The following is a 23,297-nucleotide window of genomic DNA, read 5'->3' on the forward strand; positions in this document are numbered from 1 at the left end:
CACGATGGTGGCCCGGCAGGCGCTCGCCCCCTAGCGTGAACGGGTGACCTCCTTCGACGACGCCTACGAGCTCCGCACCTTCCCCGCCGCGATCGACGACGACGCGACCGCCGCCTGGTTCGCCGCCTGCCGGCTGGGGTTCCACGAGAGCATCGACACCCCGGAGGGCGTGGCCGGCGACGCCCGACGCACGGTCGCCGACGCCCGCGTGCTGACGGGCGCCTGGCCCCGCGAGCCGCGGCCCGGCACCCTCGACGACGAGCAGTGGCCCGTCGCCACCTTCGAGTCGTTCGAGCGCACCCTGCACGTCGGCGGCGGCACGCTGCTGTCCGCGCACCTCATCTCGGGCGTGACGGTGCAGCCCACCCACCGCCGTCGAGGCATCCTGCGGCGCATGATGACCGAAGACCTCGCCCGCGCCGCCGAGGCGGGCCTCGCCGTCGCGGCGCTCACCGCGAGCGAGGCGAGCATCTACCGCCGGTTCGGCTTCGGCACGGCGACCCGCGAGCGCACCGTGACGATCGACCGTCGCCGTCCGGTCCGCCTGCTCGCGCCGACCACGGGCACCGTCGAGCTCGTCCCGACCGCCCGCCTCGAGCCCGTCGCCCGCGAGGTCTTCGCGCGGTTCCACGCCCGCACGCCCGGCTCGATCGACCGGCCCGTCGGCAGCTGGGACCGGCGGCTCGGGCTCGCGACGGGCGAGGACCAGAAGCCCGACCGCAGCCTGCGGGGGGCCGTGCACCGCGCCTCCTCGGGTCGGGTCGACGGGTACGTCGTCTACCGCGTGACCGAGAAGTCGACCGAGACCGTGCTCGAGGTCGCCGACCTCGTGACGGCGACCGACGAGGCGTACCTCGCGCTGTGGGAGCTGCTGCTCGCGATCGACCTCGTGACGTCGATCACGTGGGCGGCCGCGCCGCTCGACGACCCGCTCGTCCACGCGCTGGACGACGCACGCGCCCTCACCACGACGCACGAGCAGGACCACGTCTGGCTGCGCCTGCTCGACGTGCCCGCCGCCTTCTCGGCACGGCCGTGGGCCGCCGACGGCGTCGTCACCGTCGCCGTCTCGGATGACCTCGGCCACGCCGCGGGCACCTGGCGGCTGACGAGCGCAGGAGGCGCGGGCACGGTCGAGCGCGCCGCCGTCCGTCGCGCGGACCTCGAGGTCGACGTCGCGACCCTCGGCTCGCTGTGGCTCGGCGGCGTCGACCCGGTGACGCTCGCCGCCGCGGGGCTCGTGCGGGAGCGTCGGGCCGGTGCCGTGCAGACGCTGCGCGCGATGCTCCGGCCCGAGCGGCCGCTGTACGGCGTCACGTCGTTCTGAGCGGCGCCGGCGGCGTCACGTCGTTCTGAGCGGCGCCGGCGGCGGCCCGACCGCCGCTGCGGCGCAGCCGTCGCCGCGGCCGGGCCGACGCTGCGGCCCGACCGTCGCTGCGGTGCGTTGTGACCGCCCTACGACGCGGCGGGCAGGCCGTTCGCCCGCGCGACCTCGCCGTACCAGCGGGCGCTGGGCTTCGGCGTGCGCTCGAACGTCTCCCTGTCCCAGCCGATGAGCCCGAACGTGGGGCGGAAGCCGCTGGCCCACTCGTAGTTGTCGAGGGCGCTCCAGTGCTGGTAGCCGAGCACCTCGATGCCCTCCTCGATCGTGGCGTGGATGCCCTCGAGCGCGCCCTGCGTGTAGGCGATGCGACGGCTGTCGTCGGCGGTCGCGATGCCGTTCTCGGTGACCATGACGGGCACGTGGCCGCTGAGCTCCCAGGCGCTGCGGATGCCCTCGGCGGCCGCGGCGGGCCAGAACTCCCAGCCGGTCAGGGTCGTCTCGAGCCCCTCGGCGACCGGTCGCGGACCCTCGGGGCCGACGAAGGTCTGCGTGTAGGCCTGCACGCCGACGAAGTCGTCGCCCGCCGCCATCTCGCTGTACCAGTCGTCGCGCACGTAGCCGTACTCGCGCGTCTTCTCGGCGGCGCCCGGCTCGTCGACGGCCTTGAACGCCTGGGTGGCGACGGTCCAGCCCGACTTCAGGCCGTCGACCTGCGACAGCACCTCGCGGCTGCGCCGGTGCGAGGCGAGCAGCGCGTCGGCGACCTGCAGGTCGGGGTTCGGCAGGCCGTACGCGACGAGGTTCGACGCGTCCTCTCCCCCGGCCAGCATCGCGGCGATGTTCGGCTCGTTGATCGTGCAGACGTAGCGGACGCCCTCGCTGACGACGGGCAGCGCGAGCTCGGTGTACCGCGCGAAGAGGTCGGCGGCGTCGGGCGCGCGCCAGAAGCCGTCGCGCTCGAACCAGCGCGGCACGGTGAAGTGCATCAGCGTCACGATCGGCTCGACGCCGAACTCGTGGCAGGTCTCGACCATGCGGCGGTAGTGCGCGATCTCGGCCTTCGAGACGACGCCGCGCTCGGGCTCGATGCGCGCCCACTCGATGCTGAAGCGGTAGCTGTTGAGGCCGAGCTCGGCGAGGATCCGGATGTCGTCGCGGAACCGGTGGTAGCTGTCGGCGGCGTCGCCGCTCGGCTCGACGATGGTCGTGCCGGGGGCGTGCTCGTGCATCCACCAGTTCGAGTTGACGTTGTTGCCCTCGATCTGGTGCGCGGCGGTCGCGGCGCCCCAGAGGAAGCCGTCGGGGAAGGTCAGCATCGGGTGTCCGTTCTGGTGGTGCGTGGTCGGGCGAGCTAGGAGGCGCGGTGCGTGCGCCGCGGGTTCGGCACGGCGTCGAGCAGGCGCACCGTGTACGGGTCGGTCGGCCGCTGCAGCACCTCGGCGGTGCGGCCGCGCTCGACCACGGCGCCGTCGTGCAGCACCATCACGTCGTCGGTGATGAGCCGCGCGCTGAGCAGGTCGTGCGTGATGTAGAGCATCGAGACGCCCCACTGCTCGCGGAGGTCCTCGAGCAGGGCGAGCACGCCGGCCCGCAGCGACACGTCGAGCATCGAGACGGGCTCGTCCGCGATGATCACCTGCGGGTCGCTCGCGAGCGCCCGGGCGATGACGACGCGCTGCCGCTGACCGCCGGACAGCTGGTGCGGCAGCTTCGCCGCGAACTGCTCGACCGGCGTCAGGCCGACCGTCTCGAGGAGTTCCAGGACGCGGCGCCGCGCCTCCTGCCCTCGCAGCCCCGTGTAGTTCACGACCGGCCGCGTCAGCGTGGACTCGACGGTGTGCAGCGGGTTGAGGGCCGAGTACGGGTCCTGGAACACCATCTGCACGTCGCTGCGCAGGTCGCGGAGGCCGCGTCCGCGGACCTTCGTGACGTCGACGTCGCCGAACGTGATGGTGCCCTCGCTCGGCTTCTCGACGCCGGTGACCATGCGCGCGATCGTGCTCTTGCCCGAGCCCGACTGCCCGACGAGCGCGAGCGACTGGCCCGGCTCGAGGGTGAACGACACGTCGCGGACGGCCCGCACGGGATCCTCGCCGCGACGAGGAGGCGCGTAGGTCTTGCTGACCCCGGTCACGGTGATCGCGCTCTGGGCCACCTTCGTGCTGCGCGTGCCGACGCTCGGCGTGCTGGTGGTCGTGTCGACGCGGCGCTCGCCCCGGGCTCGACGCACCGCCCTGTCCTCGAAGCCGGGCAGCGAGACGACCTCGGCGCGGGGGTCGGCGTAGTGCGACAGCAGCATCTGCGTGTACTCGTGCTGCGGGTCGGCGAGCACGTCGGCGGAGCGGCCGTCCTCGACGATGCGGCCCTCGTGCATCACGAGCACCCGCTCGGTCGCCTCGAGCACGATGCCGAGGTCGTGGCTGATCAGCACGGCGGTGAAGCCCTCGCTCTGCTGCAGCGAGATGATCGTGTCCATCACGGCGTGCTGCACGAGCACGTCGAGCGCCGTCGTCGGCTCGTCGAAGACCATCAGCTGCGGCTCGAGCGACAGGGCGAGGGCGATCGAGACGCGCTGGCGCATGCCGCCGCTCAGCTCGCCGGGGAACCGCGCGAGCACCTTCGGGTCGAGCTCGACCTTCTGCACGAGCTCGGCGGCACGGGAGTCCCAGCGCTCGCGCGGCACGTGGCCGTGGGCCTTGAAGATGTCGACGAAGTGCTTGTGGATCGTGCGCACCGGGTTGAGCGCGTTCATGCCCGACTGCAGCACCATCGCGAAGCCGCCCTGGCGCTGCTGCCGCAGGGCCTCGGCGTCGAGGTCGCGGATGTCGGCGCCGTCGAACACGATGCTGCCGCCGTTGGTGCGCGCCGGCGGCTTCTGCAGCCGCGTCAGCGCGTAGCCGAGGGTCGACTTGCCCGAGCCGGACTCGCCGACCAGGCCGACGAACTCGCCGCGGCGCAGCGAGAACGAGACGTGGTCGACGGCCTGCACCGGCGTCGAGGCGGCCGACTCGTAGACGACGCTGAGGTCGCGCACATCGAGCAGCGGGGCGTCGCCGGCGGTCGTCGTCGAGGAGGCGGCGGGCTGGTTCGTGAGGTCTGCGGCGGTCATCGACGCGCCTCCTTCTTCGTCTTCTTCGCGGTGCCCTCGCGGAGGCGCGGGTTGCTGACGGCGTCGACGCCGAAGTTGATCAGCGTGAGGCTCATCGCGAGCAGGGCGATGCAGAGGCCGGGGGCGAACAGGAGGATCCACTGCCCGGTGAGCAGGGCGTTCGAGTTCTGCGCCCAGTAGAGGATCGTGCCCCAGCTGACGATCGACGAGTCGCCGAGCCCCAGGAACTCGAGGCCCGCCTCCGCCAGGATCGCGCTGGTGGCCGCTCCGAAGAACGAGCCGACGATCAGCGACGTCATGTTGGGCAGGATCTCGCGGAACACGATGCGGGTCGCGCCCTCGCCCGAGAACCGGGCGGCCTCGACGAAGTCGCGCGACCGCAGCGACTGCGTCTGGCTGCGCAGCACACGCGCGCCCCAGGCCCAACCGGTCACGACGATCACCGCGATGATGACCGCGATGCCGCCGTTCTGCAGGTAGGCCGCGATAACGATCATCAGCGGCAGGCCGGGGATGACGAGGAACAGGTTGACGACGAAGCCGACGACCTCGGCGGCGGGGCCGCGCATGTAGCCCCAGCTGAGGCCGATCGCCACGGCGACGAGCGTCGCGGCGATGCCGGCGACGAAGCCGACGAACACGCTGATGCGGGCGCCCCAGATCAGCTGGCTGAGGACGTCCTCACCGGCGGCGGTCGTGCCCATCCAGTGGGCCCAGGAGGCGTCCTGGTTGCGCTCGAACCCGTTCTCGCTGCCGCCGTACGGAGCGATCAGCGGGGCGGCCACGGCCATCAGGACGAAGACGCCGAGGACGACGATGCCGATCTTGGCCTTGGGGTTCGACCAGACGACGCCGGCGGTGCGCAGCACGGTCTTCCAGGCGCTGGGCGCGGCCTGCTCGGCGGCGGGGCCGGCAGGGTCGCCGCCCTCGGGGAGGCGGACGGACACGGTGGAGGTCATCGGCGGGTCCTTGGGTCGAGCACGCCGTACAAGATGTCGACGAGGAAGTTGGCGACGAGCACGCTCACGGTGATCATCAGGAAGAGGGCCTGCATCAGCGGGTAGTCCTGGCCGATGACGGCGTTGAACAGCAGGTAGCCGATCCCGGGGTAGCCGAAGACCTGCTCGACGAGGATCGAGCCGCCGACCACCCCGCCGAGGGCGAGGCCGAAGCCGGTGAGGTTCGGCAGGATCGCGTTGCGGGCGGCGTAGCGGACGGCGACCGTCCGGCCCTTGAGGCCGTTCGCCTCCGCGAAGGTCACGTAGTCGTCGCCGAGCGTGTTGATCATCGCGTTCCGCATGCCGAGGATCCAGCCGCCGAGGCTCGTGACGAGGATCGTCACCGCCGGCAGCACCGCGTGCAGCAGGGCGTCGCCGACGAACGCGGGCGTGAAGCCCGGCGTGGTCGTCGCGCCGTAGGCCCCCGTGGTCGGGAACCAGTGCAGCACGTAGCCGAGGAAGAAGAGGAGGAGCAGGGCCGTCCAGAAGTACGGGAACGTGCTCATGAAGCTGCCCGAGAGCGTGGGCAGCGAGTCGAGCCAGGTGCCGCGCTTCCAGGCCGCGGCGACGCCGATCAGGGTGCCGACCACGAAGGCGATCACGGTGCACGCGCCGACGAGGATCAGCGTGTACGGCAGCGCCTGCCCGACGAGGTGCCCGACCGTCTCGGGGAAGAACGTGTAGCTCGTCCCGAAGTCGAGCCGGACGACCTGGCCGAGGTAGGCGACGTACTGCTGCAGCACGTTGCCGTCGGGCACGCCGAGCTGGGCCTCGATGGCGGCACGGGTGGCCTCGGTGACCGGGCCGTTCTGCGAGAGCTTCGCGATCGCGGCGTCGGTGGGGTCGCCGGGCATCAGCCGCGGCAAGATGAAGTTGACCGTCACCGCCGCCCACAGGGTGAGGGCGAAGAGGCCGAGCTTCTGCGCTGCGTACTTCACTGGTCGTCACCGCCCTGGTCGACGCGCTTCAGCCTCGTGAAGATCAGCAGCGGCGCCTGGTCGTAGTTCTGCGGGGCCATGTACGGGTCCTCCTCGCTGGGCCAGCCGGTGAACTTCGAGTCGTTGAACAGGCCCCAGAGGCCGCCGTAGTAGAGGCCGATGACCGGCTTCTGCTCGTAGACGACGTTCTGAAGCGCGTACGACAGCCGCTGCTGCTCGGCGGGGTCGATCGCGGCCTTCCACTCGTCGAGCAGCTCGTCGACGGCAGGGTCGCTGAAGCGGCCGAAGTTCGAGGCCGTCGTCTCGCCGATCGGCGTCGCGAACCCGCTGTTGAGCAGCGTGTTGTAGGCCTGGTACGTGTTGCCGTTGCCCATGCCGCCGAGCGCCATGTCGAACTCGCCGTTCGCGATGGCCGACTGGTAGCCGGCAGGCTGGGGAGCCTGGATCTGCACGTCGATGCCGATCGCGCCCAGCTGTGCCCGCACCTCCTGCACGGCCCTCAGCCAGTCGGTGTAGCCGTTGGCGGTGAGGATCGTCATGCGCAGCTGCTGGCCGTCGGGGCCGACCAGCTGGTCGCCCTGCTGCGTGTAGCCGGCCTGCGCGAACGCGGCGAGGGCGCCGTCGACGTCCTGGCCGATCACCCCCTCGTCGGGGATCGAGGGGTCGAGGTCGTCCTGCTGGTTGGGCAGGATGAGGCCGGTCTGTCCGGCCGGCTCGAGGTAGCCCTCGGTCGCCGACTCCGCGATCTGGTCGCGGTCGAGCGCCAGCGCGATGCCGTTCCGCACGTTGACGTCGTCGAACGGCGCCTTCGTGAGGTTCGGCATCAGGCCGATCACGCCGCCCGGCGGGAACCAGTACGAGTTCGTGTCGCTCGCCGCGCCCCAGGTGCCCTCGACGTCGCTGATGAACGAGTACGCCCAGTCGTAGCCGCGCGTGACGGTGTCGAGCTGGTTGTTCGTCGCGGGCAGGATCAGGTGCGCGATGTCGATCTTCTCGGCCTGCCAGTAGGACTCGTTCTTGTCCATCGAGTACTGCATCGCCGAGTAGTTGCCGAGCGTGAACGGGCCGGTGCCGACGGGGTCGGGGTTGCGGTACGTCGCGGGGTCGTCGACCTCGCTCCAGAGGTGCTCGGGGACGATCGTCGTCTGGCCGATGATCTCCATCGCCGGCACGTCGTCGGTCTGCAGGTGGAAGACGACGTGGTCGCCCTGCTGCTCGACCGTGTCGATGTGCTGCCAGGCGCCCTTGAGGTCGAGCGCGGGGTTCGCCTTGATCAGGTCGAACGTGTACACGACGTCGTCGGGCGTCATCGGCTCGCCGTCGGACCACTCGACGCCGTCGCGGATCGTCATGTCGACCGTGCGCGCGTCGGGCAGCGTCGTCTCGCTCGCTAGCCACGGCGTGATCTCGCCGTCGAGCGGGTTGATCTCGAGCAGGGGCTCGTAGATCCACGTGGAGGCGGTGCGCTTGTTCGTGAGGAACGGGTTGAAGTTCCGCTCGAACTGCGGGTTGCCCTTGTCCGCGTTGATCAGCATCGTGTCGGCGCCGATCGTCGGGTCGGGCTCGCTGCGGATCTGGATGCTGCAGCCAGTGGCCACGAGCACCACGGCGGTGGCGGCGGCCAGGGCCGCCACGGCGGTGCGCGCTCGGGCGCGGTGTCTGTGCGTGTGCGTCATCGCCACGGTTCTCTCATTCGTCGTCGAGGTGAGCATCGCCAGTGTAAGCGCATACATCGCTGCGACGCAACGGCGGTGGCGGCGACGTCGACCGCGGCGGGTCAGCGGGCGGGGCAGCTCTCGCGCAGCAGGACCTCGACCGGCAGGGTCACCCGCTGAGGAGGCGCGGTCGGGTCGGTCAGCCGCGTCACGATGGTGCGCACCGCGACCCGGCCGAGGTCGTTCATCGGCTGGCGCACCGTCGTGAGGCGCGGGGTCGAGAAGCGTCCCGCCTCGATGCCGTCGAAGCCCGTCACGGCGACCCGGCCCGGCACGTCCACCCCGTGCGCGACGAACGCGTCGAGCACGCCGAGCGCCGACTGGTCGTTGGCGCAGACGACGGCCTGCGGGAGCGGGTCGGAGGAGGCGACCAGCGCCTCCCCGGCTCGCCTGCCGCCCTCGCGCGAGAAGTCGCCGCGCTCGACGCGCACGCGGACCGGGCCGTGGCCCTGCCGCGCGGCGGCCGCCGTGGCCGCCGCGACGGCCTGGTCGAAGCCGCGGTGCCGATCGGCCTCGTCGGGAGAGTCGCCGGGGCCGGCGACGTAGACGAGGTCGGCGACCGCGCCAGGGGCGTCGCCCGGCTCGCGCGCCTCGCCCGTCGCGCGCCCGAGGACGAACGCGGTCAGGGCGCGCATGCCGGCGGCGTTGTCGACGCTGACGTGGTCGAGCTCGTCGCCGGGACGGGAGTCGGCGAGGACCACGACCGGGATGCGGCGCGACACGTGCGCGAGCAGGTCGTCGGGCACGGTCTGGGCGAGGACGGCGAGGCCGTCCACGCGGCCCGCGATGTCGTTGAGCATGACCTCCCGGCTGGAGCCCCGACCGGCGGCGACCATCAGGGCGAAGCCGCGCCTCCAGGACTCGACCTCCGCGCCGCGGAGCACCTCGTCGAAGTAGAGGTTCGCCGGGTTGGACGCGGTGCGGGGGGCGTCGGTCGCCGCACCGGTGCCGGTCCCGGTGCCGGTGCCGGTGCCGGTGCCGGTCGGCGCAGGAGGCGTCGGTCGCCCCTCGCGGTCGTCGATCAGCGGGATGCGGCTCGCGTCCGCGACGCGCTCCCAGTCGGGCTCGGGAAGGTCGATGCCGTCGTGCCCGGGGAGGAACAGGCCGAGCACGCCGTGGCGACGACCCGCGAGGCCGCGCGCGGCGCCGCTCGGCACGTAGCCGAGCGACCGCACGGAGTCGAGCACGCGGGCCCGCGTCTCGGGACGCACGTCGTCGGGACGACGGAGCACGCGGGAGACGGTGGCGATCGAGACGCCCGCGTGGGCGGCCACGTCGTAGACGGTGGGGGCCTTCGTCACGGGGTCCGTCCGGCGCAGGGCATGGCGTCCATCCTAGGCACGGGGTGCCGCTCGGGCCGAGGGGGCAGGGCGGGGCAGAGCGGCGCGCGACGCGACGGAGCCGCCCGTCCGGGAAGGACGAGCGGCTCCGTCGCGAGCGAGGGTCGCAGGGCGACCCTGCGGCCTAGCCGTCGATCCTCGTGTCGGCGCGACGGCGCAGGCGACGAGCCGCGACGAGCGCGCCGGCACCGGCGACGAGGAGGAGCAGAGCGGCCGACAGGGGCGCGCCCGGCTCCGAGCCGGTGTAGGCCAGGGCACCGGCACGCGTCGAGGTGACCGGCACCACGCCGGTGCCCGCGGGCGTCGTGACGGGGACGACGCCGGTGCCCGGCACCGTGACCGGCGGCACGACGGCCGCCGCGGCGACGCTGAACAGCACCGGGTCGGTGAACGTCGACGAGGTGCCGTCGGCGAGGACCTGCAGCGCGGTGGTGCCGTAGTCGCCAGCCGGGACCCCGGTGAAGGAGGCGGTGAACGCGCCCGTCGCGTCGGTCTGGATCGTCGACACCGAGAACCCGAGGTCCGTGTCGAACGCGACCGGCTCCCCCGCCACGTCGAGCCTGGCGGAGGGCGACGTGGGCGTCACCATCTGCTCGAAGCCCTCGAACTGGTCGGCCGTGGCGAGGACGACCGTGACGAGGGCGCCCGGCTGGGCCGTGCCGGTCACCGTCACGGTGCCGGCCTCGACGGTGGACCCGGCGACGGGAGCGGTGATCGCAGGACCGGCCACCGCCTCCTCGACCAGCAGGTCGAGCGTCGCGCGGCTGCCCGCGTCGCCGGTCAGCTCGAGCGTCGTCGCACCGGCCGGGAGGAAGGGGCTGAGCACCGCGGGACCGACGAGGCGGCCCTCGGCGTCGGCGATGAACTCGCCGTCGAGGGGCTCCCCGTCGGGGCCGGTGACCGTCACGGTCTCGTCCGGGACGAAGTTCGCGCCGAGGACGCGGAAGGGACGACCCGCCTGGACCGTGCCGTCGGCGACCGCCGCGACCGGGCCGAGGGCCGGGACGAGGTCCTCGGTGACCGCCGCGAAGGCGTTCACGAGACCGGCGCCGAAGTAGCGCGAGCCGGTGAGCCCGCCCGCACCGGCGACCGGGGTGGCCTGCTGCTCGAGCAGGGCCTGCAGCTCGGCGGGCGAGGCACCGGGGTGGGTCGCGGCGAGGAGGGCAGCGACGCCCGCGACGTGCGGGGAGGCCATCGAGGTGCCGTTGTAGCTCGCGTAGAGACCGCCGAAGACCGTGCTGAGGATGCGCGAGCCGGGGGCGGCGATGTCGATGACGCCCTCGCCGTAGTTCGAGAAGGAGGACTTCGCGGTCGAGCCGTCGGCCTGCTCGGCGACGGACGCGACGGTGACGACGCCCGGGATCTCGGTGGGGATGTCGGAGCAGCCCTGCGAGACGTCACGGTCGACCGGGGTCGTGTCGTTCGGCCCGGAGGCGCTGCGCGTCTTGTTCGCGAGGTCGTAGTTCGAGTTGCCCGCGGCGGCGACGTTGAGCACGCCCTGCTGCTCGGAGAACTCGACGGCGCGGGTCACGGACTCGAGCGCCGGGGCCTGGTCGGCCTCGGTCGAGCACCAGAACTCCCACGGGTCGACGTAGTAGCTGTTGTTCGTCACGTCGAAGCCCTGGTCGGCGGCCCACATGAAGCCGCAGAGCGCGTACTCGGGGTAGATGAAGCCGTCGTAGTTGACGACCTTGACGCTCGCGAGCGTCGCGCCCGGCGCGATGCCGACGATGCCCACGCCGTTGTCGGCCGCGGCGATCGTGCCGGCGACGTGCGTGCCGTGCGACTCGGAGTCGTCCACGGGCACCCAGGCGGCCTGCGACCGGTCGGGCTGGCCGTTGACGGAGCAGCCGACCGACTTGGAGGCGTCGACCTGGCCGGCGAGGTCGGGGTGCGAGACGTCGATGCCGCTGTCGAGCACGCCGACGACGACGCCGTCGCCGTCCTCGATCTCCCGCGCCTCGGGGGCGCCGATCGCGGCCATGTCCCACTGCTGGGCCTCGAGCGGGTCGACCGGGGCGACCTCGGTGCCCAGGGGGCGGTCGAGGGACTGGGGGCCGGCGCCGGTCGCGCCGGCGGCGGGCGCGGTCGCGCCGGAGGTCGCGGGCACCTCTGCCGGCACCTCGACCTCGTCGTCGACGACCTCGGCCGTGCGGGTCGGCCCGGCCGACTCGACGCCGAGCGTCCCGCGCATCGTGGCGAGGAAGTCGCCGTCTCGGGACTGCGCCGTGACGACGCCGATCTCGGGGTACTCGGAGAGGACCACGCCGCCGGCGGCGACGACCGCGGCGGAGGCGTCCGCGACGGCGTCCGCGCTGCGCACGGTGGTGTTGACGACGTAGTTCATGACGATGCCGTCGGCCACGCGGGCCGACGCGGCGGGGACCTCGGCGGTCACGTCCTCCGTCTCGGCGGCGGGAGCCTCCGGGGCGGGGGCCTCAGCAGCGGGCGTCTCGGCCGGAGCCTCGACCGCGGGCGTCTCGGCGGCGGGCGCCTCGGCCTCCGTCGGGGCGGCGGCCGCGGCGGCCGTGTCGGCCGCACCCGACGCTGCAGCGTCGGCGTCGGTGCCGTCGGCGCCGACCGGCGACACGGCCGGGTCGGCGGCGAACGCGGCGGTGGGTGCGAGCACGAGGGCGCTCGTGAGCGCCAGGGCGGTCGCCCAGCGCGCTCCCCGGCGTCGGGTGGATCTGATCACGTGGTGACTCCTGATGTCGGGCGCACGGCGACGGGCGCGAGCCTCGAGGAGCCAGGTCGCTCGGCCCCCTGGTCGAGCGGCCCCCGAGGCCGGATGTCCCCCAGACTAGGGGCCCCGTGTTTCCGGCGTGTGACGAGTGCGCGAAGCGGCCTGCCCGCCCGTACCCCGCTCACCGCACCGCGCACCGCACCGCGAGGAGTCCCGTCTCGTTCCGAGCATCCCGTCTCGACGGGACGGGACGGGACGCTCGGAACGAGACGGGACGCGAACGACCGCGACGGGCGGCGCACCCGGGGCGACGCGGCCTGTGGAGAGGATCCGACGCCGAGGGGCGCGTTCGGGCAGGGTCGTCGGGTGATCGACGACGACCCCCTCCCCCTCTTGGTCCGGGTGCCGAGCCTCGGCGCCGACTCGCGCGAGGCGACCAGGCTGCGACGGGCCGCGTCCGCCGGACGCTGGCGGCGCCTCCATCCTGGCTCGTACGTCCGGGCCGACCAGTGGGACGCGCTGACGCCCCGTCGACGCCACGTGCTGCTGGTCGAGTCCGCCCTCGGCCGCACCGGCGCCCGCCACGTGGTGTCCCACCTGTCCGCGGCCGCGCTGCACCGCACGCCGGTGCTCGGAGACTGGCCCGACCGGGTGCACGTCACCGACCCGGACGCCCTCGGCCCGCAGTCCACGGTCGCCCTCGTGAAGCACCAGGGACCGCTCGAGGACGACGAGGTGTCGTCGCTCCGCGGGGTCCGGCTCACGACGCCCGCCCGTACCGCGGCCGACCTCGCCCTCGGCACACGGTCGCTCGAGGAGGTCGCCGTGGTCCTCGACGACCTGCTGCACCGGGAGCTGACCACGAAGGAGGCGGTGCTCGCCTCGCTGGACCGCCGGCCGCGGGCGCGCGGCCAGGCCGGGGCCCGCCGAGCCCTGGCCTTCGCGGACAGCCGCTCCGACTCGGCGGGCGAGTCGCGCACCCGGGTGCTGCTGCACCGGTTGGGCGCGCCCGTGCCCGTGCTGCAACGACGGTTCGAGCTCGGACGCGGCCGGTGGGACCCGCACGTCGACTTCTGGTTCCCCGACCAGGGCTGCGTCCTCGAGTTCGACGGCGTGAGCAAGTACACGCAGAGCCGGTGGCGCGGGTCGCTGACGCCCGAGCAGGTGGTGGTGAAGGAGAAGCTCCGGGAGGACGCGATCCGTCGCCAGTCCGAGGTGCGCGCGTTCGTGCGGTGCACCGCCTGGCACCTCGGCGACCCTCGGCGACTCCGGTCGCTGCTCGAGAGCGCGGGCGTGCCGTGCAGCCGGTGACCCCGGGCCGGCTCCACCGCGTCAGGTCCCGTCGTGTTCCGAGCATCCCGTCGCGCCGCGGTCGGACGGGATGCTCGCAACGAGACGGGACAAGACGGGACGAGACGAGACGCGGCGAGCGCGGCCCGTTACGCGACGTGACGGGAGGCCCGGTGGGCCGGCCCGCGCCTCCGTACGCTCGGGTGATGGCCCCGAGCGACACCACCACGACCGCCCGCGACACCATCTCGAACCTGCTCGACGAACGGCGGACGTTCCCTCCGCCTCCTGCGCTGGCCGCCGCCGCGAACGTCACCAGCGCCGAGCACGCGCGCGCTGCGGCCGACCCCGTCGCCTACTGGGAGGAGCAGGCCCGCCGGCTCGAGTGGGAGACCCCGTGGCACACGGCTCACACGTGGGAGCCGGTCCGCGAGCTCGCCGACGGCAGCCTCACGGTGCCCGAGGCGACCTGGTTCGCCGGCGGCCGCCTCAACGTCGCCGTCAACTGCGTCGACCGCCACGTCGCGGCCGGGAACGGCGAGAAGGTCGCGCTGCACGTCGAGGGCGAGCGCGGCGACCGGCGTGACGTCACCTACGCGCAGCTGCAGCGTGAGGTCGTCAAGGCCGCGAACGGGCTGCGCAGCCTCGGCGTCGGCGAGGGCGACCGCGTCGTCGTCTACCTGCCCGTCATCGCCGAGACGATCGTCGTGACCCTCGCGATCGCGCGGATCGGCGCGATCCACTCGCTCGTCTTCGGCGGCTTCTCGGGCGAGGCGCTCAGGTTCCGGGTCGAGGACACGGGCGCGAAGCTGCTCGTCACCACCGACGGGCAGTTCCGTCGCGGCGCCGCGGTGCCGGTCAAGGCGAACGCCGACCACGCGGTGAGCGGCGAGAACCAGGTCGAGCACGTGCTCGTCGTGCGGCGCACCGGCGACCTCACCCCCGACGTGCCGTGGACCGAGGGCCGCGACCTCTGGTGGCACGACGTGGTCGACCCCCAGCCCGACACCGACGAGCCGGAGGCCTTCGACGCCGAGACCCCGCTCTTCATCATGTACACGAGCGGCACGACCGGGAAGCCGAAGGGCCTCGTGCACACGAGCGGCGGCTACCTCACGGCCGCGAGCTGGACGCACTGGGCCGTGTTCGACGCGAAGCCCGACGACGTGCACTGGTGCACGGCCGACCTCGCCTGGGTCACCGCGCACACCTACGAGATCTACGGCCCGCTCTCGAACGGCCTCACGCAGGTGATCTACGAGGGCACGCCCGACACCCCGCACCCTGCCCGGCACCTCGAGATCATCGAGCGCTACGGCGTCACGACCTACTACACGGCGCCGACCCTGGTGCGGACGCTCGCGTCGTGGTTCCCCGACGGCCTGCCGACCGACTTCGACCTGAGCTCGCTGCGCCTCCTCGGCACCGTCGGCGAGGCGATCAACCCGGAGGCGTGGGTCTGGTTCCGCGAGCAGCTCGGCCGGGGCGAGCTGCCGATCGTCGACACGTGGTGGCAGTCGGAGACGGGCGCGGCCGTGATGGCGCCGCTGCCCGGCGTCGACACGCTCAAGCCCGGGTCGTCGCTGCGCGCACTGCCCGGCGTCTCCACCGCCGTCGTCGACGAGGCCGGCGAGCGCGTGCCGAACGGCTCCGGCGGCTACCTCGTCGTGCAGCAGACGCCGCCGTCGTTGGCCCGCACGGTCTGGGGCGACCCCGAGCGCTACCGCGACAGCTACTGGGCGAAGTACTGGCGGCAGGGCTGGTTCTTCTCCGGCGACGGCGCCAAGTACGACGACGACGGCGACATCTGGCTGCTCGGCCGCGTCGACGACGTCATCAACGTGTCGGGTCACCGCCTGTCGACGATCGAGATCGAGTCGTCGCTCGTCGCCCACCCCCTCGTCTCCGAGGCGGCGGTCGTCGGCGTCTCGGACGCGCGCACCGGGCAGGCGATCGCCGCCTTCGTCGTGCCCGCGACCCGCCCCGCAGGAGGCGCGGTGCGCGACGCCGGCGACGCCTCCGAACCGCAGGTCTGGGCCGCGCTCTCGGGGTCCGCGCCGGGCTCGCTGTCGCCCCTGCTGCGCGCCCACGTCGCCGACCAGATCGGCCCCGTGGCGAAGCCCGCGACCGTGCTCGTCGTCCCCGACCTGCCGAAGACCCGCTCGGGCAAGATCATGCGGCGCCTGCTGGGCGACGTGTCGGAGGGGCGCGAGCTCGGCGACACGACGTCGCTGCAGGACGCGTCGGTGCCGGGACGCATCGCGGCCGTCCTCGCGGAGGTGCGGGGCGCCTCCTAGGTCGCCCTCCGTCTCGCGGGCCGGCGAGTGGTCAGGAGCTGTCCTCCCGGGGCCCGAGGGGGACACTGCCTGACCACTCGGTGCCCCGCGACGCCTAGGCGTGCGCCGGGAATCTTGCGCACAGGGCAACGGTTCACCTCGGTGGCCCGACGTCGCGCCGGCCCCTCCCCCACCCCCGTCACCACGAAAGCCGGTCCACCGTGTCGATCTCCGAGACCACCTCCGCAGCCCCCTCCACCGTCCGCACCGCCGAGACCAGCGTGCCGATCGTCGACCTGCTCGACGAGCGCTGGAGCCCCCGCTCGTTCGACCCGACCGCGACGATCAGCGATGCACAGCTCGACGCCCTGCTCGAGGCCGCCCGCTGGGCCCCGTCGGCCCAGAACCACCAGCCCCGCCGCTTCGTCGTGGCCCGCCGCGGCACCGAGACCTTCGACACGATCGTCGGCGCCCTGCTCAGCTTCAACGCGATGTGGGCCGGCAACGCCTCCGCGCTGGTCGTCGCGCTGGCCGAGACCTCGACCGTCGAGGGCGACGACCGCCCGACCGCCGAGTACGACCTCGGCCAGGCCGTCGCGCACCTCAGCGTCCAGGCGCACGCGGAGGGCTTCCACACCCACCAGATGGCCGGCGTCGAGTGGGACAAGCTGGTCGCCGCGTTCGACCTGCCCGCGAACCTGAAGCCCGTCACCGTCACCGCCGTCGGCGTCGTCGACGAGGCCGACAAGCTGATCGAGGCGCTGGCCGAGCGCGAGACCGCACCGCGCGTCCGCCTGTCGCTCGACGAGCTGGTGCTGCGCCGCGACTAGCCCGCCGCTGCGGCGGCTGGCCCTGCCGCTGCCCGCGCGCTGCGCGTCCTGACCCCTCGGACCCGCGTGCACCCCTCTGCGAGCGAGGGCGTGCGCGGGTCCGAGGGGTCTCGTCGTGATGCGGCCGCGCAGGTCATCCGCACGGGCGACGGCGCAGGAGGCGCGGGTCATCCTGCAGGACCGCACCCGAGCCACCGGCGACGGACGACCGAGGAGGCGGCGCTCCGTAGCGTCGAGGACGGGCCGGTGGACGCCGGCGGCGCACGCGAGGAGACAGCATGACCGACGACCGCACACCTGCCGAGGGCACCGCCGACGCCGATCGACACGCGACCGAGGAGCTCGGCCGCTCCGCACCTGACGCACCCCTCGCGCAGCCGGCGCAGCCTGCGCAGCCCGCAGGGCCCGCGCAGCACGCAGGGCCCGCGCAGCACGCAGGGCCCGCGCAGCCCACAGGGTCAGCGCAGCCCGCGCAGCCCGTGGGGCCGGCGCAGCCCGCAGGGCCGGCGCAGCCGCCGGCCCGCAGCGGCGCGAGCGGCTGGGCGATCGCGGCCCTCGTCGTCGGCATCGGCGCGTTCCTCGTCGGGCTCGTGCCCGTGGTCGGCCTGCTGGTCGCGCTGGTCGGCGTCGCCCTCGGGGTCGTCGCGCTGGTGCGCCGCCGCCGTGTGCAGTCAGGTCTCGGCCTGGGCGTCACGGGCCTGGCGCTGTCGGGTCTCGCCGCCGTGACGAACGTCGCCGTGGTGGCCGTGCTCGTCGTGGCCGTGCCCGTCGGGGCCCGCCTCGCGGACGAGGCCGCGAGCAGCTGGTACGGCTGGGACACCGGGCAGGGCCTCGACGGCGACCCGCACGGCCCCGGCCAGGGCGACGGGTACGACGACGCCGACGGCGACGGCGCCGCCGACCCCGCCGCCGTGACGACCCCGTGCTGGTCGTTCTCGCTCCCCGACGACGCGTGGGTGTCCGGTGACGACAGCGACGCCGACGCCTGCGCCACGTCCTTCGGCGTGGCCGACGACACCGCCGTCACGCCCGTCCAGGTCGTGACCGTGCCCGCCGCCGTCGCCGCGGGCCTCGTCCCCGCGACGAGCACCGACCGTGTCGCCGACGCCGTCGCCGCCCTGCGCCCGAGCTGGCTGCCCGGCGTCGGCACGGTCGTCGGCGCGCCCGAGCAGACCACGCTCGACGGCCAGCCCGCCGCCCTCGTCCGGCTCGCGACCGGGGACGACCTCGGCACGCCCGCCGCCGTGGTCGTCGCGTGGTCCCCCGCCGACGCGACCGGCACCTCCTCGCTCACCCTCGTGACCGTCGGACCGGACACGGACGCGGACGCGGACCTCGGCTACGGCTCGACGGACGACGCGTCCGCCGCCGCCCGTGCCGCGGCCGCCGAGCGCACGCTCACGAGCCTCACCGGCACCTGGGCCTGGGCCGGCCGCTGACCCGGCTGGCTGCCGACCCGGACGGGGCACGCCGCTGACCCGGCCGGGGCGCGCACCGCACGCGCGCCTCCTCGTCCCCTGATGGCGCAGGAGGCGCGGGTGCGGTTGGCTGGGACCATGTCGATCTCCTCCACGGCCGCGAAGGCCGACCTGCTCCGCTCGCTGCACGTGCCCGGCGACCCGCTCGTGGTCACCAACGTGTGGGACAGCATCACCGCCCGCGTCGTGGCGGGCGCCCCGGGGGTCAGGGCCCTCGCGACCGCATCGCACTCGATCAGCGAGGCCCACGGCGTCGAGGACGGCGAGGGGCTCGACGTCGACCAGATGCTCGACGCCGTCCGGCTCGTGATCCGCGCGGTCGACCTGCCCGTCTCCGTCGACTTCGAGAAGGCCTACGCGACCGACGCGGCCGGCACCCTCGACAACGTGTGGCGCCTGATCGAGGAGGGCGCCGCCGGCCTCAACCTCGAGGACAGCACGGGCAAGTCCAAGACGGAGCTCTACGACATCGACACCCAGGTGTCCAAGGTCGCGGCCGCCCGTCAGGCCGGCGACCGCGCCGGCGTGCCGATCGTCATCAACGCCCGTGTGGACGCGCTGGCCGGCGACCCCTCGCTCTTCGACGACGCCGTCCGTCGTGCGAACGCCTACCTCGACGCCGGCGCCGACTGCGCGTTCGTGCTCGGCCTGGGCACGGAGGACCTCGTCGAGCGCGCGCTCGACGAGATCCACGGCAAGGTCAGCGTCATCTCGGGGCCGGACTCCGTGCCGCTCGCGCGCCTCGCCGAGCTGGGCGTCTCGCGCGTCAGCTTCGGCCCGATGACGATGGGCCTGACGCTGTCGCACCTGCGCGACGCCGCCGAGCAGCTCACCGCCCGCGGCGACTACCCCCGCGAGCTCGGCTTCAGCTTCTAGCCGGCGGCGCGCGCCGCCGGCGGGCGGGTTCGTCGCCGCCGGTCCGTCGTGACGGACCGTGCACGACGGACTCGCCCGCCCCCGTCCCGTCCCTCGACCGTCAGCAGGACGCGGTCCACGCACGCACGAGGCCCCGGCGACTCACGTCGTCGGGGCCTCCTGCGTGCGTGGGCGCCGGGCTCAGTCGCGATCCTTCGCGGCGGCCTTCGCCTCGGCCTTGTCGGCCTTGCGCTTCGCCTTGGCCGTCGCCTTCGCGGTGTCGTCGGCGGCGTCGTCCTCCGCCTTGGCCCGGTCGAGGTCGTCGGAGTCGGCGTCCGCGTGGTCGTCGCCGCGACGGCCGTTCCCGTCGTGCTCCTCCTCCGACTCCTGTCGCTCGATCGACTCGGCGGCGGCCTGGCGGAGCCGGAGGCCGTCGAGCTCGTCCTGCGCCGCGACCGCCTGCTTCTTCTCGCTCTGCGCGGTGTCGCGCGGCGGCAGCAGGATGTCCTTCTCGGCCTTCATGCCGGCCTGCAGCTCGCGGCCGCGCTCGATCTCGGCGTCGAACTCGGCGCCGAACAGCAGCGCCAGGTTGGTGATCCAGAGCCACAGCAGGAACACGATCACGGCACCGAGCGAGCCGTAGGTCTTGTTGTAGTTCGAGAAGTTCGCGACGTAGAAGCCGAAGCCGGCGCTGGCGAGGCCCCAGATGACGATCGCGGTGATCGAGCCGAGGCTCATCCAGCGGAACTTCGGCTGGCGGATGTTCGGCGAGAAGTAGTACAGCACCGCGACGACGACCACGACGATGACCAGCAGCACGGGCCACTTGACGATGCTCCAGACGAAGACCGTCGTCGAGCCGAGGCCGACCACGTCGCCGACCGTCTGGGCGACGTCGCCGCTCAGCACGAGGATGAGCCCCGCGACCACGATCAGCACCACGGTGAACGCGGTGATGGCGAGCATCGTCGGGCGGAGCTTCCAGATCGGACGCCCCTCGTCGACGTTGTAGATGCGGTTCATCGCCCGGCCGAAGCCGCCGACGTAGCCCGAGGCCGACCAGAGGGCACCGAGCACACCGGCGACGAGGGCGAAGCCGGCCGCCTGCGAGCCGATCAGCTCCTGGATGGGGCCGCGCAGGGTGTCGGCCACGGAGGCGCCGCCGAGCTGCGTGAGGAGCTGGAGGACGGCGTCGGTCGTCGGCCCGGCCTGGCCGACCACGCCCAGCAGCGCGACGATCGCCAGCAGGCCGGGGAAGATCGCGAGCACGGCGTAGTAGGTGAGCGAAGCCGCGAGGTCGGTGCACTGGTCGGACCCGAACTCGCGCAGGGTCTTCTTGAGCACGTAGCCCCATGACCGCGCGTGCAGGTCGTCGGGACTGTCGGGCTTGCGCGAGTCGTTCGGCTCGGGCGCCGTCTGGTCCCGGCGTGTGCTGGTCTGTGCCATGGGGTCTCGTGTTCCTGTCCTGTGGACGAGAGGTGATGCGGAGAGGGGTGTCGCCGGGTGGGGTGCGTCGCCGGCTGCGTGCTGCCGGGCGGCCTGATGCGGTGCGGGTGATGCAGAAGACGACAGGAGGCGCGCCTCCTGCCGTCCGTCAGCGTCGCGTCAGCGGCGGGCGATCTTGACGACGCCCGCGACGATCGCGGCGACGCCGGCCACGCCCGCGGCCGCCGTGGCGATCACGGGTGCCGGGTCGTCGTCGAGGCGACGCTTGACGCTCGCCGTGAGGCGTCGGGCGTGGGCCGGCACGCTCAGCTTGTCCTCGATGGCGTCGAGGGTCTCCTTGAACTGCTCGCGGGTGCGGGCGATGTCCAGCTCGATCTCGGGGATGCTCGCGCCCTCGCGCGGGCCGGGCTTCTGGTCGCTCTCGTCGTCGCTCATCGGTCGCTCGCGCCCTTCGTGCTCGTGCTCTTCGTGCTGGTCCCCTTCAGCGCGGCCACGTCGGCCTTCACGCTGTCGACGGCCTGCTGCGGCACGGGCGGCACGCCCTTCTTGAGCGCCTTGACGCCCAGCAGCGCGAGCACGCCGGTGATCACCAGCAGCACGGCCGCCACGATCAGGGCGGCGAGCCACGGCGCCACCACGGTGGCGAGCCCCAGCACGCCGGCGGTGATCAGCACGGCGAGGAGGAAGAAGCCGAAGAGCGCGGCGCCGACCAGCAGTCCTGCGCCGACCCCCGCCTCCTTCAGCTTGGTGATGAGCTCGGTCTTCGCGAGCTGGATCTCGCCCCTGATGAGACGGGAGATGAGCTCGGGCAGGCTGCCGAGCAGCGAGCCGAGCGACTTCTTGGTGCTCTGTTCCGGTGCCTTGAGGTCACTCACCGACGTTCACCCCGGGCAGCTTCGCGGCGCCCTCGCTGTCGGAGCCGGCGCTCGAGGCGGCGCTCTTGGCGGAGTCCGCGACGTCGTCGGCCTTGTCGGACGCCTTCGAGGCGACGGACTTGGCCTTCGAGGCCGCGTCGCCGGCGGCGCCCTGCAGCTTCTTGCCCACGACGGGGGCGTTCTCCTTCACGAAGTCCTCGGCCTGGTGGACCGTCTTCTGCACGGAGGGGTTCTCCCACAGGCTCTCGGCCTGCGACTTGATCTTGACGTAGGCACCGCGCCCGGCACGTGCTCCCAGCACGTAGCCCACAGCTGCTCCGGCGACGAAGAGGATCTTGCCCTTCATGAGTGCTCCATTCAGTTCGAGGTCGACCGGGCCCCAGCGGCCCAGGACACCAACGCTGGCACAGACCCCCGGGCACAGACCAGATTCCCAGTACCGCGACGCGGCCAGGGGTACAGCGACGCCGGTCAGGAGGAGCGGCGAGCGCCCCGGCTGTGGACGGCCGACGACGGCGCAGAGGAGGCGGCGGTCGCGGAGGAGGCGGCGGTCGCGGAGGAGGCGGCGGTCGCGTCGGCCAGGACGGCCACGGGGACGGGGACGCGGACGGACCGCACCCGTCGCGACCACCAGCGGGGCGGGAGCTCGCGGCCCCACGCGGCCAGCGCCTCCTCGACCAGGCGCAGCACGCACCAGCAGAAGAGCACGACGAGCAGGACGTTGCGCGCACCGAGCACCGCCACGGCGACGGGGTTCAGGTCGATCAAGGGCAGGTAGAGCACCGGGAACACCAGCGTCGTCAGCCCGGCCGCCCACGCGACGAGCCTCGCCGGGGCGCGGAACGCGGCGGCGTCCGCCCACAGTCCCGCCGCGACGACCGGGGCGATCCACAGCACGTACTGGGGCGACCCGACCTTGTTGAAGACGATCAGCGTGATCGTCAGGGTCAGGGCCCCGAGCAGGACGAGGCGGGACTCGTGCCCGGCGTGGGCGGTCCCGTCGACCCCCGCAGGCGCAGCCCTCGTGCGCCCGGCCCCCGCAGGCGCAGCCCCGGTGCGCCCGGCCCGGGCACGTCCGGCCGCCGCGACCGCCAGCAGCCCGACGAGCAGGACCATCACGACGCCCATGGCCTGCGTGCTGCCGTGCACCGCCCAGGTGTCGCCCGGCCCCATCACCTCGCGGGTCGCGAGCCCGACGTTCTCGTACACGGAGGCGCCGGGCACCCCCAGCATCGCCATCCACAGCCACGGGGTCGCGAGCGGAGCCTCGAGCTGCAGCGCCCGGTCCGACTGCATCGTGACGAAGCTGTCGACCGACGACAGGCCCCCGCCGACGGCGACCACCGCGACGACGACGAGCGTCACCCAGAGGCACGCCCGCACGACCGTCGCGCGTCCCCGGCTCGCGACCACGACGGCCGCGATGACGGCCGCCGGCCAGACCTTGACCCACGTCGCCGCGGCCAGCAGTGCGCCGGCCACCCGGGGCCGGGTGCCGAGCAGGAGGAGGGCCGCGACCACGGCAGGCGCGCTGAAGGCCTCCAGCCGGAGGAACGCCACCGGGCTCAGCAGGAACAGCACGAGCAGCCACCACCACGCCGCCGGGGCGTCGACCGTGCGGCGCCCGCGGTCGGTGAGCAGCCAGAGCGACGCGGCGTTCGCGGCCGTCACGAGGAGGAGCCAGACGAGCTGGTAGAGCGACTCCCCCAGGACGTTCGGCAGCACGACGGGCAGCAGCGCGCCGGCCGGGTAGACCCAGGCGAAGTCCATGACGGGCCAGCGGCCCTCGCTGAGGGCGCCGGTGGCCCAGGTGCGGTACAGGGGCAGGTCGCCCTCCGCGCCTCCTCGCAGCATCAGCGGCGTCAGGGCGACGAAGACGGCGGCGTGCAGGGCCGCGAAGGTCCACCAGATCGCGCGGGGCTGCCGGCGGAACAGGCCCCGGACCCGGCGCAGGTGCCGCACGCCGTCGTGGAGACGAGCGACGGGCCCGCCGCCCCCGTCGGGACCGGGGCCGGGACCGGGCGCGGTCCGCCGGGCACGCCGGGACGAGGAGGCGGTGGTCCAGGGCGTGCGCGAGCTCACCCTGCGGACGCTAGGGCGCGCACCTTTCGACGAGGTGAACGTCGGGCGTACGATGCCG

General features: G+C 73.5%; 18 protein-coding genes. 6 read left to right on the forward strand and 12 right to left on the reverse strand.

From position 1 onward, the window contains the following. Positions 1–43 precede the first annotated feature (43 nt). On the forward strand, positions 44–1,327 hold the full coding sequence (locus tag IFT77_RS12700; RefSeq protein ID WP_192170188.1) for a GNAT family N-acetyltransferase: 1,284 nt from the start codon (positions 44–46) through the stop codon (positions 1,325–1,327). Between the two features lie 128 nt (positions 1,328–1,455). On the opposite strand, the gene IFT77_RS12705 is transcribed toward IFT77_RS12700, so the two are convergent. From IFT77_RS12705 to IFT77_RS12735, 7 genes are all read right to left on the reverse strand, one after another. Next, positions 1,456–2,640: a glycoside hydrolase family 1 protein gene (locus IFT77_RS12705; protein WP_192170189.1), complete on the reverse strand. Its 1,185-nt coding sequence runs from the start codon at positions 2,638–2,640 to the stop codon at positions 1,456–1,458. A gap of 35 nt (positions 2,641–2,675) precedes the next feature. Beyond that, complete coding sequence (locus tag IFT77_RS12710) at positions 2,676–4,433, reverse strand: ABC transporter ATP-binding protein (RefSeq protein WP_192170190.1); 1,758 nt, start codon at positions 4,431–4,433, stop codon at positions 2,676–2,678. Further along, positions 4,430–5,392: an ABC transporter permease gene (locus IFT77_RS12715; RefSeq protein WP_192170191.1), complete on the reverse strand. Its 963-nt coding sequence runs from the start codon at positions 5,390–5,392 to the stop codon at positions 4,430–4,432. Before IFT77_RS12715 ends, IFT77_RS12710 begins: the two co-directional genes overlap by 4 nt. Beyond that, a complete protein-coding gene (locus tag IFT77_RS12720) occupies positions 5,389–6,369 on the reverse strand; it encodes an ABC transporter permease subunit (protein ID WP_192170192.1) in 981 nt (326 codons plus the stop codon). The genes IFT77_RS12715 and IFT77_RS12720 overlap by 4 nt, the downstream gene beginning before the upstream one ends. After that, positions 6,366–8,045: an ABC transporter substrate-binding protein gene (locus IFT77_RS12725; protein ID WP_192170193.1), complete on the reverse strand. Its 1,680-nt coding sequence runs from the start codon at positions 8,043–8,045 to the stop codon at positions 6,366–6,368. Before IFT77_RS12725 ends, IFT77_RS12720 begins: the two co-directional genes overlap by 4 nt. Before the next feature lie 101 nt (positions 8,046–8,146). Beyond that, positions 8,147–9,385: a substrate-binding domain-containing protein gene (locus tag IFT77_RS12730; protein WP_192170194.1), complete on the reverse strand. Its 1,239-nt coding sequence runs from the start codon at positions 9,383–9,385 to the stop codon at positions 8,147–8,149. 163 nt (positions 9,386–9,548) lie between these two features. Continuing rightward, positions 9,549–12,119, reverse strand: coding sequence for a S8 family serine peptidase (locus IFT77_RS12735; RefSeq protein WP_371741050.1), 2,571 nt, complete (start codon positions 12,117–12,119; stop codon positions 9,549–9,551). A 354-nt stretch (positions 12,120–12,473) separates the two neighbouring features. Here IFT77_RS12735 and IFT77_RS12740 point away from each other — a divergent pair, with 354 nt between their 5' ends. From IFT77_RS12740 to IFT77_RS12760, 5 genes are all read left to right on the forward strand, one after another. After that, entirely contained in the window at positions 12,474–13,418 is a 945-nt protein-coding gene (locus IFT77_RS12740; RefSeq protein WP_192170195.1) for a hypothetical protein, read from the forward strand. Between the two features lie 185 nt (positions 13,419–13,603). Continuing rightward, positions 13,604–15,694, forward strand: coding sequence for an acetate--CoA ligase (gene acs, locus IFT77_RS12745; protein WP_192170196.1), 2,091 nt, complete (start codon positions 13,604–13,606; stop codon positions 15,692–15,694). Between the two features lie 206 nt (positions 15,695–15,900). Continuing rightward, a complete protein-coding gene (locus tag IFT77_RS12750; RefSeq protein WP_123548603.1) occupies positions 15,901–16,503 on the forward strand; it encodes a nitroreductase family protein in 603 nt (200 codons plus the stop codon). 278 nt (positions 16,504–16,781) lie between these two features. Next, positions 16,782–17,942 (forward strand): hypothetical protein, encoded by a 1,161-nt coding sequence (locus IFT77_RS12755; RefSeq protein ID WP_192170197.1) that lies wholly within the window; start codon positions 16,782–16,784, stop codon positions 17,940–17,942. A 117-nt stretch (positions 17,943–18,059) separates the two neighbouring features. Then, positions 18,060–18,857, forward strand: a complete 798-nt coding sequence (locus tag IFT77_RS12760) for an isocitrate lyase/phosphoenolpyruvate mutase family protein (RefSeq protein WP_192043067.1) — start codon at positions 18,060–18,062, stop codon at positions 18,855–18,857. A 180-nt stretch (positions 18,858–19,037) separates the two neighbouring features. Here IFT77_RS12760 and IFT77_RS12765 read toward each other — a convergent pair whose 3' ends face one another. The 5 genes from IFT77_RS12765 to IFT77_RS12785 all read right to left on the reverse strand — a co-directional run bounded on the left by IFT77_RS12765 (position 19,038) and on the right by IFT77_RS12785 (position 23,239). Then, positions 19,038–20,282, reverse strand: coding sequence for a YihY/virulence factor BrkB family protein (locus IFT77_RS12765; protein ID WP_197980828.1), 1,245 nt, complete (start codon positions 20,280–20,282; stop codon positions 19,038–19,040). A 159-nt stretch (positions 20,283–20,441) separates the two neighbouring features. Further along, positions 20,442–20,717, reverse strand: coding sequence for a DUF3618 domain-containing protein (locus IFT77_RS12770; RefSeq protein WP_192170198.1), 276 nt, complete (start codon positions 20,715–20,717; stop codon positions 20,442–20,444). Next, positions 20,714–21,157 (reverse strand): phage holin family protein, encoded by a 444-nt coding sequence (locus IFT77_RS12775; protein WP_192043069.1) that lies wholly within the window; start codon positions 21,155–21,157, stop codon positions 20,714–20,716. The genes IFT77_RS12770 and IFT77_RS12775 overlap by 4 nt, the downstream gene beginning before the upstream one ends. Next, positions 21,150–21,503, reverse strand: a complete 354-nt coding sequence (locus IFT77_RS12780; RefSeq protein ID WP_192043070.1) for a YtxH domain-containing protein — start codon at positions 21,501–21,503, stop codon at positions 21,150–21,152. The genes IFT77_RS12775 and IFT77_RS12780 overlap by 8 nt, the downstream gene beginning before the upstream one ends. A 125-nt stretch (positions 21,504–21,628) precedes the next feature. Beyond that, positions 21,629–23,239 (reverse strand): glycosyltransferase 87 family protein, encoded by a 1,611-nt coding sequence (locus tag IFT77_RS12785; protein ID WP_192170199.1) that lies wholly within the window; start codon positions 23,237–23,239, stop codon positions 21,629–21,631. Positions 23,240–23,297 lie beyond the last annotated feature (58 nt).

The sequence above is a fragment of the Frigoribacterium sp. CFBP 13729 genome (assembly GCF_014841875.1).
In the GTDB taxonomy this organism is placed as follows: domain Bacteria; phylum Actinomycetota; class Actinomycetes; order Actinomycetales; family Microbacteriaceae; genus Frigoribacterium.

Excerpts from the sequence above, each read along its gene's own strand:
- IFT77_RS12705 (WP_192170189.1), bottom strand. The coding sequence starts at position 2,640 with ATGCTGACCTTCCCCGACGGCTTCCTCTGGGGCGCCGCGACCGCCGCG.
- IFT77_RS12710 (WP_192170190.1), bottom strand. The coding sequence starts at position 4,433 with ATGACCGCCGCAGACCTCACGAACCAGCCCGCCGCCTCCTCGACGACG.
- IFT77_RS12715 (WP_192170191.1), bottom strand. The coding sequence starts at position 5,392 with ATGACCTCCACCGTGTCCGTCCGCCTCCCCGAGGGCGGCGACCCTGCC.
- IFT77_RS12725 (WP_192170193.1), bottom strand. The coding sequence starts at position 8,045 with ATGACGCACACGCACAGACACCGCGCCCGAGCGCGCACCGCCGTGGCG.
- acs (WP_192170196.1), top strand. The coding sequence starts at position 13,604 with ATGGCCCCGAGCGACACCACCACGACCGCCCGCGACACCATCTCGAAC.
- IFT77_RS12755 (WP_192170197.1), top strand. The coding sequence starts at position 16,782 with ATGACCGACGACCGCACACCTGCCGAGGGCACCGCCGACGCCGATCGA.
- IFT77_RS12760 (WP_192043067.1), top strand. The coding sequence starts at position 18,060 with ATGTCGATCTCCTCCACGGCCGCGAAGGCCGACCTGCTCCGCTCGCTG.
- IFT77_RS12765 (WP_197980828.1), bottom strand. The coding sequence starts at position 20,282 with ATGGCACAGACCAGCACACGCCGGGACCAGACGGCGCCCGAGCCGAAC.
- IFT77_RS12770 (WP_192170198.1), bottom strand. The coding sequence starts at position 20,717 with ATGAGCGACGACGAGAGCGACCAGAAGCCCGGCCCGCGCGAGGGCGCG.
- IFT77_RS12780 (WP_192043070.1), bottom strand. The coding sequence starts at position 21,503 with ATGAAGGGCAAGATCCTCTTCGTCGCCGGAGCAGCTGTGGGCTACGTG.